This is a genomic window from Streptomyces sp. NPDC104307, from assembly GCF_055584045.1.
This window is the reverse complement of record NZ_JBVJMU010000019.1, coordinates 117,882-132,218: the sequence shown is the minus strand read 5'-3', so window position 1 is coordinate 132,218 and position 14,337 is coordinate 117,882. Positions and strand designations below refer to the sequence as shown.

Below are 14,337 nucleotides of genomic sequence, written 5' to 3'. Positions count from 1 at the left end.
CCGGTCTCAGGCACCCAGTTTCATCAGGAGCGGAGGCGCGTGCCGGCCGTCGACCGTGGTGAGGGAGATCACCGCGTGGCCGGCGGCGACCTCGTAGGCGAGCCCGGAGGCGGACCAGCGTTCCCGCTCGACCTGGCGAACGGTCACGGCGTCGGTGGTGACGGCCTTGCCGGTGGCCAGCTTCCGCAGGGCGTGCAGGGCCCGGGTGAGCGGCTGGTCGGCGAAGACACCGTGCTGGGCGACCTCCCGGACCTCCACCCACTCCTTGCCCCATGCCTCCGCGAAGCGTTTGCCGTCCCAGGTGGAGACGCCCGCGAAGGCCATGTTGCAGCCGACGGACCCGAGCAGGGCGGTGTGCAGCTCTTCCGGCACGTCGTCCAGGGTCCGCAGCGCGAGGACCGCTCCCGCGTTGACGGACCGCAGGCGTCGGATGCCCCGGACGGTCTCGGCGGTGACGGTGTGGGTGGCGTCGTCCAGGACCAGGCAGACGAACAGGGAGCGGTCGGAGCGGGCCGCGGTGATCGCGTTGAACTGGGCGAGGATGAGGCGCGCCAGTACGTGGGACGCCTCGGCGTGCGCGCGCTCCGGCAGATCGACGCGGACCCGCAGCGGGTGCTGTTCCAGGGAGCGCAGCGAGAACGGCCGGGCGTCCTGGCCGGTGGAGAAGAAGGCGGCGAAGGCCGGCCGGTCGAGCACGGCGATCCGGTCGGCGAGGACTGCGGCGGGATCCCCCGCGCCGCCCGCCTGCCGGGCGCGGGCGTCCAGCTCGCGCAGCATCGTGTGCTCGCCGCCCGCCTCCAGGGCCTGCCGCAGGGCGGTCAGCGCGGTGATGGAGCCCTCAAGGAGTTCGCGGAGTTCGGGGACCCCGGGGAACCGGCCGTGGGCGGCGCGGTAGGGGCCGAGGAGCTGGCCGAGAACGGTGCCCGCGCGCCTGCTGTCCAGGCCCGGGAGGTCGCCGGCCAGCCCTTCCGCGAGGGTGGCCGCCGCCTCGTCGGGGTCGGTGGTGCCGCCGTACAGGTCGAAGTCGTGCACCGAGGCGGGGTCACCGATCCGGACGACGACGTCGTAGGAGTCGTCCGGGCCCAGCTGTGCGCCCGCCCCGCCGACGGCGAGCACCGCGGCCTGGCCGGTGAGCGCCCTGATGGCGAGGGATTCGATGACCGGCCGGACCACTTTGGCGGTCTTGCCCGAGCCGGGCGGGCCCACGGCCAGCAGCGAGGTGCCCAGCGAGGCGGGCTCCAGGGCCATGCCGGAACCCCGGCGCGGATAGGGATTGCGCGGGTCGTCCGCGCAGTCCCCGATCCGGACCTGGCCGGTGAGCGGGTCGTGCGGGGCGGTGCGCAGCGGCAGATCGTGGTCGCCCGAGGGGTGCAGGTAGGCGGCCGGGCCCTTGCGCAGCACGGTCTCGGTGAAGGATTCGAGGCGGTCCGCGCGGGTCCGGGCGACGGCCCAGGCGTGCCGCAGCCGTACGCAGTCCACATCGTTCATCCGGCCGGTGCGCACGGCGGCCGTCAGCGCCTCCGCGGCATCCGTCCGGCCCGCGGCCCGCAGCTCGGGCCACTCCGCCGGGGCAGGCCCGGTCCGCTCGGGGGCCGCCCGGGGACGGTCGGGCGCGGGGTCGCCGCGCCTCAGGAGGGGGCGCAGCCTCTTCGGCAGGAGGGGGCCCAGCTCCTTCGACCACGCGCCGACGCGGGCGAAGGGCCAGACGATCAGGGCGGCCGCCGCAGCGTAGAGGATCCAGGAGATCAGCCCGGCCAGGTACTTGTTGCCGCCGCCCTGCTGGATGCCCTGGGGAATGAGGGAGTACAGCAGGCCCACCAGGGGCACGCGCTGGCTGAAGTAGAGCCATAGGGCCAGCGCCGCCGCCAGCACCGTGGTCACCGCTCTGGCCCGGCCCAGCCGTTCTCCCGCGTAGTAGTGGAAGAGCCCTGCCCAGTTGCCGATCCGGGCGGCCCAGAAGCCCAGGAGGACCACCAGGGCCTGGTAATAGAGCGTCGTGGAGATTTCGACGAGGGGGGGCGCGCCGTCCCTGAGGGTCCCGAAGGTCCACCATTCGGGTCCGGTGATGATCTCGATCGGTTTGAACACATAGGGGACGTTTCGCTGATCGAGCAGCAGCCACAGCAGCAGCCACAGCACCAGAGTGGCCGCCGGCCCCACCAGGGAGGGCCGGGACAGCCGCTCGGCGGGCCGGGGCACGTAGGCGTAGCGCCACACGCCGGGATCGCTCTCGGGACGCGGCGCGTTCAGCCAGTCCGCGGTGGGCGCCCCCGTTCCGGCGGGGCTGTGCTGGACCGGCACCGCGGGCGGAAACGCCGGCGGGGCCGTCGGCGGCGGGCCGGGCGGCCGGGCGGGAGGCGGTCCCGCCGGGTGCGGCACGGAGCCTCCGGGGCGGCCGTCGGGCGGCTGCGCACCCCGCGTGCCCCGGGCGCCGTGCGTGCCTTCGTTGTCCATGAACCGTTGCCCCCTGACCAGCCAGGTCCGACCGCTGCACGGTCAATCTAGTGCGCGGACACGGGGAGTTCAGCAACGCGCCCGGATAGTGACGGGGAACGGGCCGCCCCCGTCCCCGTACCGCCTTCTGTCCGTCGCGGACAAGGACACGCCCGCCACCACTCCCGATCGGAGCATGCCCGCGCCCCGCCCCCGCCCCTAGCCTGCAGAAACAGAAGCGTCCGAGACACAACGTCCGAAGCACCCCAGGAGCCCCGCATGACCGCAATTCCGCAGGAGCGCCGCGTCGTCACCGCCATCCCCGGCCCGAAGTCGGTGGAGCTGCAGGCCCGCCGGCTCGCGACGGTCGCCGCGGGGGTGGGCTCCACCCTGCCGGTGTTCACCGCCCGTGCCGGTGGCGGGATCATCGAGGACGTGGACGGCAACCGGCTGATCGACTTCGGCTCCGGTATCGCCGTGACGTCGGTCGGCGCCTCGGCGGAGGCCGTGGTGCGGCGGGCGTCCGCGCAGCTCGCGGACTTCACCCACACCTGTTTCATGGTCACCCCGTACGAGGGGTACGTGGAGGTCTGCGAGCAGCTCGCCGAGCTGACGCCGGGCGACCACGCGAAGAAGTCCGCGCTGTTCAACTCGGGCGCGGAGGCCGTCGAGAACGCGGTGAAGATCGCCCGCGCCTACACCAGGCGCACCGCCGTCGTCGTCTTCGACCACGGCTACCACGGCCGGACCAACCTCACCATGGGCATGACGGCTAAGAACATGCCGTACAAGCAGGGCTTCGGCCCGTTCGCGCCCGAGGTCTACCGCGTCCCGGTGGCGTACGGCTACCGCTGGCCGACCGGTGCCGAGAACGCGGGGGCCGAGGCGTCCGCGCAGGCCATCGACGAGATCACCAAGCAGATCGGCGCGGACAACGTCGCCGCGATCGTCATCGAGCCGGTGCTCGGCGAGGGCGGCTTCATCGAGCCGGCCAAGGGCTTCCTCCCGGCGATCGCGCGGTTCGCCAAGGACAACGGCATCGTCTTCGTCGCGGACGAGATCCAGTCCGGCTTCTGCCGCACCGGCCAGTGGTTCGCCTGCGAGGACGAGGGCATCGTCCCCGACCTGATCACCACCGCCAAGGGCATCGCGGGCGGTCTGCCGCTCTCCGCCGTGACCGGCCGCGCCGAGATCATGGACGCCGCGCACGCGGGCGGCCTCGGCGGCACGTACGGCGGAAACCCGGTCGCCTGCGCCGGCGCGCTCGGCGCGATCGAGACGATGCGCGAGCTGGACCTGAACGGGAAGGCCAAGCGCATCGAGGAGGTCATGAAGGGCCGGCTCGCCGAGATGCGGGCGAAGCTGCCCAACGGAGACCTCATCGGTGACATCCGCGGCCGTGGCGCGATGATCGCGATCGAGCTGGTGAAGTCCGGCACGAAGGACCCGAACCCGGAGGCGGCCGGCGCGCTCGCGAAGGCCTGCCACGCCGAGGGCGTCCTCGTCCTCACCTGTGGCACGTACGGCAACGTCCTGCGCTTCCTGCCGCCGCTGGTGATCGGGGAGGACCTGCTGACCGAGGGACTCGACGTCATCGAGCAGGCGTTCGCCGGGGTCTGAGCCGTGCGGGCCCCCGGAGCGGCGCGGTGTTTCCTCCGGGGATGCCCGGTGCCCGGTTGAGGGCCTGTGAAGAAGGTGTGCGGGGGCGATGGCGGGATAACGTTCCCGCTGTCGGACCCCCCACCGCCTGACGTACGGTTTGCGCAGATGAGAGAAACACCCCGCCCGCAGGGGACTGCCGGCGACACCGGGTCGGAGCTTCCCCGGCACCGTCCTGGTTGTGCCTTCGCGCACACCACTGGAGCCTCGGGCTCCGGAACTCCTCACCGATCGGATGGCCGCCCGCCCCACACCCCCCGGGGCGCGCGGCACACCGGTCCGACCGTCCGTCCCGGAACAACCCCCCCTGTTCCGGGACGGACGGCTCTTCTCTTCTCCGTGGTGTCCGGCCTGCTGGCCCTGTTCGCGCTCAGCACCTGGCAGATCGCGGCCGAGGGCCCGCTGCGTACGTTCGACGAACGCACCGGACGGGCCCTCGTCGGACACGGCCCACGGTGGCTCACCGAATTCCTCGCCGATCTCGGCAACACGCAGGTCGCGCTCCCGGTGCTGGGCTGCGCGATCGTCTGGTCGCTGCTGCGCGGTGAGCGCCGCGCCCCGGTCACCGCCGCGCTCACGATGGCCGCGGTGCCGCTGCTCGTCGTCCCGCTCAAGGACTGGATCGCCCGCCCCGGACCGCTGACCGACGCAACCGGCTACTACCCCTCCGGTCACGCGGCGACCGCGGCGGTGGCGTACGGGGCGGCGGCGCTGCTGCTCGCCCCGTACCCGCGGCGTTCATGGATGATGCCCGTCGCCGCCGTCCTGCTGACGGCGGCGACGGGCATCGGTCTGGTGCTGCGCGGCTATCACTGGCCGCTGGACGTGCTGGGCAGCTGGTTCCTGTGCGGGCTGCTGCTGATCCCGCTGTCGCTCAGCTCCCGAAGTAGGCGTCGAAGTTCTTCGAGAACTCCCAGTTGTTGAAGCGGTCCCAGTTGATCGACCAGGTCATCAGTCCGCGCAGTCCGGACCAGGTGCCGTGGGTGGCGTACGAGCCGCAGTCGGTCTTCTTCGTCAGGCAGTTGAGCGCCTTGGTGACCTCGGCGGGCGAGGTGTGGCCGTTGCCCGCCTGGGTGGAGGCCGGCAGTCCGATCGAGACCTGGTCGGGACGCAGGCCAGGGAAGACCTTGGTCTGGTCGCCCGCCACCGGGAAGCCGGCCAGCAGCATGTCGGTCATCGCGATGTGGAAGTCGGCGCCGCCCATCGAGTGGTACTGGTTGTCCAGGCCCATGATGGAGCCCGAGTTGTAGTCCTGGACGTGCAGCAGGGTGAGATCGTCGCGCAGGGCGTGGATCACCGGGAGGTAGGCGCCGGCGCGCGGGTCCTGGCCGCCCCAGGGGCCGGAGCCGTAGTACTGGTAGCCGAGCTGCACGAAGAAGGTCTCGGGGGCCATGGTGAGGACGAACTTCTCGCCGTACTTGGCCTTGAGCGACTTCACCGCGGAGATCAGGTTGACGATGACCGGCGTGGTGGGGCTGCGGAAGTCGGTGTCGCCGGTGTTCAGCGAGAGCGAGTGGCCCTCGAAGTCGATGTCGAGTCCGTCCAGACCGTACTCGTCGATGATCTTGCTGACCGAGGAGACGAAGGTGTCACGGGCGGCGGTGGTGGCGAGCTGCACCTGTCCGTTCTGGCCGCCGATGGAGATCAGGACCTTCTTGCCCTTGGCCTGCTTGGCCTTGATGGCCGCCTTGAACTCGGCCGCCGACTCGACGTTCGGGCACTCGGCCACCGGGCAGAGCGAGAAGCGGATGTCGCCGGAGGTGACGGAGGTGGGTTCGCCGAAGGCCAGGTCGATGACGTCCCAGGAGTCGGGCACGTCCGCCATGCGCGTGTAGCCGGAGCCGTTGGCGAAGCTGGAGTGCAGATAGCCGACGAGGGCATGGGCCGGCAGGTCCGAGCCGCTCTCTCCCCCGCTGCCGCCCGCCGTGGTGGTGGCGGGGACGGCGGCCGACTTGGCGGACTCGCCCGCCGCGTTGGTCGCGGTGACCTGGAAGCTGTACGCGGTCGAGGCGGCGAGGCCGGTCACGGTCGCGGAGGTGCCGGTGGTGGAGAGGACCTTCGTGCCGCCCCGGTAGACGTTGTAACCGGTGGCACCGGAGGCGGCCGTCCACGACAGCGGTACGGAGGACGCGGTGGCGGTGCCGGCCTTGAGGCCCGCCGGTACCGCGGGGAGGGCGACCGGGTCGCCGCCGGGGCCGACGAGGCTGAGGTCGTCGGCGTAGTACGCGGGGGTGCCGTACCAGCCGTGTGTGTACACGTTGACCGAGGTGGTGGACGCGCCGGTCTTGAACGTGGTGGTGAGCTTCTGCCAGGCCCCGGCGGACTGCGTCCAGGTGGACACGTCCGTCGTGCCGGTGCCCTCCGCGCCCAGGTAGACGTAGCTGCCCTGCACCCAGGTGCTCAGCGTGTACGTGGAGCCGGGCTTGACCGTGACGGCCTGGGAGCACTTGGCGTAGTCGCTGCCGGCCGGGGTCGCCTTCAGCGCCGAGGTGCCGCCGTGCACCGGGGTGCTGACGACGGCTCCGCTGCCGCCCGTACAGCTCCAGCCGTCCAGACCGGCCTCGAAGGTTCCGTTGCGGGCCAGATCGGCGTCGGCAGCGGCGGCGCTCGGCGCGGCGGCGGCCAGGCCGCCCGCCGCCAGCAGGGCGGCCGTGAAGGCGGCCAGCAGTCCGGTGATGCGGGCAGGGGGTCCCGTACGTTCCACAACGGCCTCCGTGCAGGGGGGAATCGGGTGGCCACAACATGGTCCAGACCAATCCGGTTGTCAAGACCTCTGGCAGCCGAACCCCTCGCCCGCACACCGGCTCCCGGCCTGCCCCCTTCGCCTACAGCGGCGCGCCGCACGCGAAGGGAACGGGAGCTACCGGCCGCTTCCGGTCAGTTGAAACGTGCGGAGAACCTAGTGACGGCCAGGCCCGCACCGTTCTCCCACGGCTCGAATCCCGCCTGGACGCTGGTGAGATACCAGTCCGGCGTGGCCAGGCCCTCCGCGATGGCCCCGTTGACGAAGTCCTTCACGTCGAAGTTCAGACCCGTCAGCGCCGAGGGGGCGACGTAGGAGATGACGTCGTTGCCGCCGTTGTTCCCCTTCCAGACGTCCCAGGTCTGTCCGGCGATGGTCGCGACGCCGGTCTTGGAACCGATCGGCTGGATGGGGCCGACCTTGTTCAGCCAGATCATGATCTCGGTCCGGTTGACCCCGTCCGTCTTCGGCGTCGGGTCGAGCCAGATGTCGTACGCGGCGTCATAGACGGCGCCGTCGGTGTACGTGTACGCGATCTCGCTGGGCGCGCTCCCGATCGCACTGACCTGCTTGGGCAGCACGGTGCCCGGCGAGCAGTTGGTGTAGTGGCAGCCCGCGTAGATCGAGGGGTACGACTTGGGGGCACCGCCCGTGGACACGGAGCCGTCGGCCGTCGTGAGTTCGAAACCGTCGCCGACCTGGTTGACGCACTGCGGGGCGGTGGTGCCCCAGGCGTTGTTCTGCACGACGTAGCCGCCGGGGGTGGTGGCCGATCCGAACTGTTCGCAGGTCTGCGCATCGGCGCCGGCCGGGCCGGCCGTGGCGGTCACGGCGACGAGTGAGCCGGCGGCCAGGGCGAGCGCGGCGGCCAGGGTACGGATGCGGTGCGCACGGTGGGGCGTGGCAGTCACGGGAGTTCCTTCCGTCGGGCGGGTGTGGGGGTGGACCGTGGGGGGTCCATGGGAGCTTGGGAGCGCTCCCATCCCTTGCTTCAACGGAACCCTACGAACCTCTCGCCCCCGCAACAACGTGTCACCCGTCAATGGCGTGAACTCACCCTTGGACGCGCGCAATCGACGCCCCGCGCGCCTGCCGCCGGGAGCCTGATTACTCCCCCTCACCCGAGGCGAGCAGGCACGCCACGCGGACGATCAGCAGTCCGGGGCACCTCGCTTTTCGGCCAGGAGCCTGCCGCGGAACGGCCTTCCTCCCTACTCCCGACCCTCCCCCGCCGCGGCCCCTCCCGCGGCCTCGTGCATCGCTAGTTCCAGCAGCGTGGCGTCGGTGAGCGTGCCCGATCCGTCCGGCGGAATCAGCCACCGCACTCCGCCCGCGACCCGCCCCGGATACGGCACCACGATCCAGGTGCCCTGCCCGGCGCCCCGCACCCCGGTCCCGATCCAACGGTCGGCGGTGCCCGGCGGCACGAAGAACCCCATGCGGGCGTCACCGAAGCCCGCGAGGACCGGCCCCGGCCGGTCGATGAGCCGGGTGAGCACGTCGAGCGTCGGATAGCCCAGCTCCCCCGGCAGAATCAGCACGTCCCAGCGCCGGCCGGCGGGAAGGAGCGCGATCCCCCGCGGATTGCGCTCCCACTCCCACCGGCAGGCGTCCGGGTCCGGTGCCACCGACACAAGCCACTCGACCGCTGCCCTGACTCCCGAGCCAGCCATGACCCGCCTCCGTTCCGTATCGCACCCGCGGGGAGTCGCGGGTGCGTTCACGGGAGAGAGCGCGGTGGAGCCGATCCATTACGCGGCTTCGGCTACCAACCGGTAGTGAACTGGGTCACGCCCCGGAGCCGGGCAGGATCCGGACGGCACGCACTAACTGTCGAAGCCGAGCCCCAGCCGGTCCATCGTCCGCAGCCACAGATTGCGGTGGCCGCCGTTCTCGTCGGCCCGTGCCAGGGAACGCTTCGTCAGCTCGATCCCGGCCCACGCGAAGGGCTCCGGCGGGAACGGCATCGGCTTGCCGCGGACCATCTCCAGCGCGGTCCGCTCCGTCTCCTCGCCGGCCAGCAGGTCGAGCATCACCTCGGCGCCGAACCGGGTGGCCCCGACGCCGAGTCCGGTGTATCCGGCGGCATAGGCGACCCGGCCCTGATGGGCGGTGCCGAAGAACGCGGAGAACCGGGAACAGGTGTCGATCGCGCCGCCCCAGGCATGGGTGAAACGCACTCCCGCCAATTGCGGAAAGCATTCGAAGAACTGTCCGGCGAGCTTCAGGAACGTTTCCGGACGCTGGTCGAGCGCGGCGCTGAGCCGGCCCCCGTACGGATAGATCGCGTCGTATCCGCCCCACAGAACGCGGTTGTCCGCGGAGAGCCGGAAGTAATGGAACTGGTTGGCGCTGTCCCCCAGTCCTTGCCGGTTCTGCCAGCCGATGGCGGCGAGCTGTTCCTCGGTCAGCGGCTCGGTCATCAGCGCGTAGTCGTAGACCGGGACGGTGTACGGGCGGACCCGCTTCACGAGCGAGGGGAAGATGTTGGTGCCGAGGGCGACGCGGCGGGCGAGCACCCTTCCGCCCGGGGTCCGGACCGCCATTCCGGTTCCGGTTCTGGCCAGCTCCAGGCCCCGGGTGTGCTCGTAGATCCGGACACCCAGGTCGAGGCAGGCCTGCTTCAGGCCCCAGGCGAGCTTGGCCGGGTGCAGCATCGCGACGCCACGGCGGTCCCAGAGGCCGCCCAGGAATGTCGGTGAGTCGACATGGGCGCGCAGCGCTTCACCGTCCAGGAACTCGACGCCGCCGAAGCCGCGCCGCTCCAGCTCCTGGTGCCATTCCCGCAGCTCTTCGAGCTGGTGGGGCTGGGTGGCGACATCGATCTCGCCGGTGCGCTCGAATTCGCAGTCGATGCCGTAGCGGGCGACCGCCTCCTCGATGGCGTCGAGGTTGCGGGCGCCCAGCTCCTCCAGCTTCTCGATCTCGTCCGGCCAGCGCTCCAGGCCGTTGGGCAGGCCGTGGGTGAGGGAGGCGGCGCAGAATCCGCCGTTGCGGCCCGAGGCGGCCCAGCCCGTCTCGCGGCCCTCGATGAGGACGACATCGCGTTCCGGTTCGCGCTCCTTGGCGAGCAGCGCGGTCCACAGTCCGCTATACCCGGCGCCGATGACGAGGAGGTCGCAGTGCTCGTCGCCGGTGAGCGCGGGGAGTGCTTCGGGCCTGCCGGGGTCGTCCAGCCAGAACGACAGCGGCTTGGCGCCTGCGATGGACCGGGCGGCGGCACTCATGGCAACTGGGGCCATGTTTTCCAACTCCTTAGGGACTTTCAGGGTCGTGCGTTGTTCTTCCGCCGGTTCGCTATCAGCTGGCCGGCGAGAACCACCAGTACCGCAATGATGAACATCGCCGTACCGATGACGTTGATCTGCACGGGCGTGCCGCGCTGTGCCGATCCCCAGACGAACATGGGGAAGGTCACGGTCGAGCCCGCGTTGAAATTGGTGATGATGAAATCGTCGAAGGAGAGCGCGAACGCGAGCAGCGCTCCCGCGGCGATTCCGGGGGCGGCGATCGGCAGCGTCACCCGGACGAAGGTCTGCACGGGCCCGGCGTACAGATCGCGGGCCGCCTCCTCCAGCCTGGGGTCCATCGACATGACCCGCGCCTTGACCGCCGTCACCACGAAGCTGAGGCAGAACATGATGTGCGCGATGAGGATCGTCCAGAAGCCCAGCTGCGCGCCCATGTTGAGGAAGAGCGTGAGCAGGGACGCGGCCATGACGACCTCGGGCATCGCCATCGGCAGGAAGATCAGCGAGTTGATCGCGCCGCGCGCCCGGAAGCGGTAGCGGACCAGGGCGAACGCGATCATCGTGCCGAGCACGGTCGCGCCGACCGTGGCCCAGACGGCGATCTGGAGGGAGAGCGAGAGCGAGCCGCACATGTCGGCGACACCGCAGGGGTCCTTCCAGGCGTCCACCGAGAAGCGCTGCCAGGAGTAGTTGAACCGCCCGTTGGGCTTGTTGAAGGAGAACACCATCACGACGATGTTCGGCAGGATCATGTAGGCGAGGGTCAGCAGACCCGCGATGACGATCAGATGGCGTCGCAGCCAGCGCAGTACGGGCATCAGACCAGGTCCTCCGTCCCGGAGCGGCGGATGTAGACAGTGACCGCGATCAGGACGACCGCCATCAGGATGAAGGAGAGCGCGGCCGCCGTCGGATAGTCGAGGACGCGCAGGAACTGGGTCTGGATGACGCTGCCGACCATCTTGGTGTCGGTGGAGCCCAGCAGTTCCGCGTTGACGTAGTCACCGCTGGCCGGGATGAAGGTCAGCAGGGTGCCGGAGACGACGCCCGGCATCGAGAGCGGGAACGTCACCTTCCGGAACGTGGTCGCGGGGGTGGCGTACAGGTCCCCGGCCGCTTCGTGGAGCCGCCCGTCGATCCGCTCCAGCGAGGTGTAGAGCGGCAGGATCATGAACGGCAGGAAGTTGTACGTGAGACCGCAGACCACCGCCATCGGGGTGGCCAGCACCCGGTTGGACTCGGTCCAGCCGAGCCAGCTGGTGACGTCGAGGACGTGCAGGGTGTTCAGTACGTCGACGACCGCGCCGCCGTCCGCGAGGATCGTCTTCCAGGCGAGCGTACGGATCAGGAAGCTGGTGAAGAACGGTGCGATGACCAGCACCAGCACCAGATTGCGCCAGCGCCCGGCCTTGAACGCGATGAGGTAGGCCAGCGGGTAGCCGAGCAGCAGGCACAGGATCGTCGCGGTGCCCGCGTACAGCAGGGAGCGGACGAACTGCGGGTAGTAGTCGGCCAGCGCGTCCCAGTACGTCTGGAAGTGCCAGGTGACCTCGAACCCCTTCTCCAGGGATCCGGTCTGGACGGAGGTCGAGCCCTGGTAGATCAGCGGCAGCGCGAAGAAGACGACGAGCCAGAGGATGCCGGGGAGCAGCAGCCAGTAGGGGACGAGGCGCTTGCGGGTGGAGGGCTTGCGCACCTTCGGCTCCGCTGCGGGAGCGGGTGGCGCCTCCTGGGTGACGCTCACGCCGCGTCCTCCACCGTCTCCACACCGGCGGCGATGTCCTGATCGGCGTCGAGGCCGAAGGTGTGCGCCGGGTTCCAGTGCAGGACGACCTCGGCCCCGGGGGTGAGCCGGGAATCGCGCTCGATGTTCTGTTCGTACACCTGGAGCGACTTCCCGGCCGGGCTCTCCACCACGTACTGCGTGGAGACGCCGATGAAGCTGGAGTCGACGATCCGGCCGGTGACCCGGTTGCGGCCCTCGGCTATCGCGTCCGCGTCGTCGCGGTGCGTGAGGGAGATCTTCTCGGGGCGGATGCCGAGGAGCAGTTTGCCGCCCTTCGCGGTCGGCGCGGGACATCGGCCGGTGGGCAGCCGCAGCTTCCCGCCGCCGGCCGCTATGACGATGTCGGTGCCGGTGGAGTCGACTTCGCCCTCGATCAGGTTCGAGGTGCCGAGGAAGTTGGCGACGAACGTCGTCCGGGGGTTCTCGTAGAGATCGGCGGGGTCGCCCAGCTGCTCGACCCGGCCCGCGTTCATCACCGCGACGGTGTCGGCCATGGTCATGGCCTCCTCCTGGTCGTGGGTGACGTGGACGAAGGTGATCCCGACCTCGGTCTGGATGCGCTTGAGTTCGAGCTGCATCTGGCGACGGAGCTTGAGGTCGAGGGCGCCGAGCGGCTCGTCGAGGAGCAGCACCTGGGGGTGGTTGATCAGGGCGCGGGCGACGGCGACGCGCTGTTGCTGGCCGCCGGAGAGCTGGTGCGGTTTGCGCCGGGCGAAGTCGCCGAGCTGGACGAGCTCCAGCATGTCGTCGACCTGCTTCTTGACCGACTTGATGCCGCGCCGGCGCAGTCCGAAGGCGACGTTCTCCGTGATGTCGAGGTGCGGGAAGAGCGCGTAGCTCTGGAAGACGGTGTTGACGGGCCGCTTGTACGGGGGCAGCGCGGTGATGTCGCGGCCGCCGAGCGAGACGGTGCCGGTGGTGGCCTCCTCCAGGCCCGCGATCATCCGCAGGGTGGTGGTCTTGCCACAGCCGGACGCGCCGAGCAGCGCGAAGAAGGAGCCTTGCGGGACGGTCAGATCGAGCGGTTGGACGGCGGCGAAGGAGCCGTACCTCTTGCTGATCCCGGTGAGGCGGACATCGCCGCCTGTCTGCTGCTGTGTCATGGAGGGCGGTCCCAGTGGTGTCGGGGGGATCGGAGTTTCTTCGGGACGGGGCGTCTTCGGGACGGAGCGTCTTCGGGACGGGGCGGTGTCAGGCGCCGATGAGCTTGGCGAACTTCTCCTCGTACGCCGTCTCTTCCTCTGCGGTCAGGGACCGGAAGGCGTGCGAGGCGGCCGCCATCTTCTTGTCCGGGAGAATCAGCGGGTTGTCGGCCATCGACCGGTCGATCCTGGCGAGTTCCTCGCGGACGCCGTCGACCGGGCAGACGAAGTTGATGTACGCGGCGAGCTCGGCGGCGACCGGCGGCCGGTAGTAGTGGTCCATGAGCTTCTCGGCGTTGGTCTTGTGCCGTGCCTTCACCGGGACCAGCATGTTGTCGCTGGATATGACGTATCCGGCGGCGGGTATCGCGTACTTGATGTCGGGGTTGCCGGCCTGGAGCTGGATGATGTCGCCGGCCCAGGCGACGCAGGCGGCGATGTCGCCCTTGTCGAGGTCCGCGGTGTAGTCGTTGCCGGTGAAGCGGCGGATCTGGTTCCGGTCGACGCCCTTCTGGATCCGGCCGATCGCGGCGTCGTAGTCGGCGTCGGTGAAGGTGGCGGGGTCCTTGCCCATGTCGAGCAGGGTCATGCCGATGGAGTCGCGCATCTCCGAGAGGAAGCTGACCCGGCCCTTGAGTTTCGGGTCGTCGAGCAGCTGGCTGACGGAGTCGATCCTGCGGCCGCCGGTCGCCTTGACGTTGTAGGCGATGACCGTGGGGATGCCGGCCCAGGGGTAGGAGTAGGCGCGGCCCGGGTCCCAGTCCGGGGAGCGGAACTGGGCCGAGAGGTTGGCGTAGGCGTGCGGCAGGTTCGAGGGGTCGAGCTTCTGCGCCCAGCCGAGCCGGACGATGCGGGCGGCCAGCCAGTCCGTGACGCAGATGATGTCGCGGCCGGTGTCCTGGCCGGCCGCGAGCTGCGGCTTGATCTTGCCGAAGAACTCGACGTTGTCGTTGATGTCCTCGGTGTACTTGACCTTGATGCCGGTCCGCTCGGTGAACTGCTCCAGAGTGGGCCGGTGCTTGCCGTCGTCGGTGACGTCCATGTACTCGGTCCAGTTGGAGAAGTTGACCTGCTTCTCCTTGGCCGAGTGGTCGTCGGAGGCGGCCGCGGCGTCCCCCTCCCGCTTGGCGGGAGGGATTCCGCACGCACTGAGCACGCCGAGGCCGCCGAGTGTGAGCGCGCCGGTACCGGAGGCGCGCAGCAGTGATCGGCGGGTGAGAGCTCCCCTGCCGCTGGTCAGAGTGCGACGCATCGCGGCCAGCTGGGCCGCGGAGAGACGCTCGGGCTCGTACTGCTCCATGCGCGTTGCCCTTTCGGGTGGGT

The 14,337-nt window shown here is 70.4% G+C and carries 10 protein-coding genes and 1 pseudogene; 2 read left to right on the top strand and 9 right to left on the bottom strand.

Translation table 11 applies throughout. The features are described 5' to 3' along the window. Positions 1-6 precede the first annotated feature (6 nt). On the bottom strand, positions 7-2,454 hold the full coding sequence (locus ACZ601_RS33570; RefSeq protein ID WP_469545001.1) for a type IV secretory system conjugative DNA transfer family protein: 2,448 nt from the start codon (positions 2,452-2,454) through the stop codon (positions 7-9). 258 nt (positions 2,455-2,712) lie between these two features. On the opposite strand from ACZ601_RS33570, the gene gabT reads away from it, so the two are divergent. Both gabT and ACZ601_RS33560 read left to right on the top strand, forming a co-directional pair. Continuing rightward, a complete protein-coding gene (gene gabT, locus ACZ601_RS33565; RefSeq protein WP_469544999.1) occupies positions 2,713-4,053 on the top strand; it encodes a 4-aminobutyrate--2-oxoglutarate transaminase in 1,341 nt (446 codons plus the stop codon). 147 nt (positions 4,054-4,200) lie between these two features. Continuing rightward, complete coding sequence (locus tag ACZ601_RS33560; RefSeq protein WP_469544997.1) at positions 4,201-5,016, top strand: phosphatase PAP2 family protein; 816 nt, start codon at positions 4,201-4,203, stop codon at positions 5,014-5,016. Here ACZ601_RS33560 and ACZ601_RS33555 read toward each other — a convergent pair. The 8 genes and pseudogenes from ACZ601_RS33555 to ACZ601_RS33520 form a co-directional block, all read right to left on the bottom strand. After that, entirely contained in the window at positions 4,967-6,796 is a 1,830-nt protein-coding gene (locus ACZ601_RS33555) for a chitinase (protein ID WP_469544996.1), read from the bottom strand. The two genes, ACZ601_RS33560 and ACZ601_RS33555, sit on opposite strands and share 50 nt — an antisense overlap. A gap of 176 nt (positions 6,797-6,972) precedes the next feature. Next, a pseudogene (locus ACZ601_RS33550) lies at positions 6,973-7,746 on the bottom strand (GH12 family glycosyl hydrolase domain-containing protein); the annotation flags it as partial. A gap of 300 nt (positions 7,747-8,046) precedes the next feature. Further along, positions 8,047-8,508, bottom strand: coding sequence for a hypothetical protein (locus tag ACZ601_RS33545; RefSeq protein ID WP_469544994.1), 462 nt, complete (start codon positions 8,506-8,508; stop codon positions 8,047-8,049). 153 nt (positions 8,509-8,661) lie between these two features. Continuing rightward, positions 8,662-10,077 (bottom strand): NAD(P)/FAD-dependent oxidoreductase, encoded by a 1,416-nt coding sequence (locus tag ACZ601_RS33540; RefSeq protein ID WP_469544992.1) that lies wholly within the window; start codon positions 10,075-10,077, stop codon positions 8,662-8,664. 23 nt (positions 10,078-10,100) lie between these two features. Continuing rightward, positions 10,101-10,904, bottom strand: coding sequence for an ABC transporter permease (locus ACZ601_RS33535; RefSeq protein WP_469544990.1), 804 nt, complete (start codon positions 10,902-10,904; stop codon positions 10,101-10,103). Then, positions 10,904-11,830, bottom strand: coding sequence for an ABC transporter permease (locus ACZ601_RS33530; protein WP_440578162.1), 927 nt, complete (start codon positions 11,828-11,830; stop codon positions 10,904-10,906). The genes ACZ601_RS33535 and ACZ601_RS33530 overlap by 1 nt, the downstream gene beginning before the upstream one ends. Next, on the bottom strand, positions 11,827-12,975 hold the full coding sequence (locus ACZ601_RS33525; protein ID WP_440578163.1) for an ABC transporter ATP-binding protein: 1,149 nt from the start codon (positions 12,973-12,975) through the stop codon (positions 11,827-11,829). The genes ACZ601_RS33530 and ACZ601_RS33525 overlap by 4 nt, the downstream gene beginning before the upstream one ends. A gap of 88 nt (positions 12,976-13,063) precedes the next feature. After that, positions 13,064-14,314 carry a polyamine ABC transporter substrate-binding protein gene (locus ACZ601_RS33520; RefSeq protein ID WP_469544987.1) on the bottom strand — a complete coding sequence of 417 codons (1,251 nt, stop codon included), beginning with the start codon at positions 14,312-14,314 and terminating at the stop codon, positions 13,064-13,066. Positions 14,315-14,337: the final 23 nt, after the last annotated feature.

Excerpts from the sequence above, each read along its gene's own strand:
- ACZ601_RS33570 (WP_469545001.1), bottom strand. The coding sequence starts at position 2,454 with ATGGACAACGAAGGCACGCACGGCGCCCGGGGCACGCGGGGTGCGCAG.
- gabT (WP_469544999.1), top strand. The coding sequence starts at position 2,713 with ATGACCGCAATTCCGCAGGAGCGCCGCGTCGTCACCGCCATCCCCGGC.
- ACZ601_RS33560 (WP_469544997.1), top strand. The coding sequence starts at position 4,201 with ATGAGAGAAACACCCCGCCCGCAGGGGACTGCCGGCGACACCGGGTCG.
- ACZ601_RS33545 (WP_469544994.1), bottom strand. The coding sequence starts at position 8,508 with ATGGCTGGCTCGGGAGTCAGGGCAGCGGTCGAGTGGCTTGTGTCGGTG.
- ACZ601_RS33540 (WP_469544992.1), bottom strand. The coding sequence starts at position 10,077 with ATGGCCCCAGTTGCCATGAGTGCCGCCGCCCGGTCCATCGCAGGCGCC.
- ACZ601_RS33535 (WP_469544990.1), bottom strand. The coding sequence starts at position 10,904 with ATGCCCGTACTGCGCTGGCTGCGACGCCATCTGATCGTCATCGCGGGT.
- ACZ601_RS33525 (WP_440578163.1), bottom strand. The coding sequence starts at position 12,975 with ATGACACAGCAGCAGACAGGCGGCGATGTCCGCCTCACCGGGATCAGC.
- ACZ601_RS33520 (WP_469544987.1), bottom strand. The coding sequence starts at position 14,314 with ATGGAGCAGTACGAGCCCGAGCGTCTCTCCGCGGCCCAGCTGGCCGCG.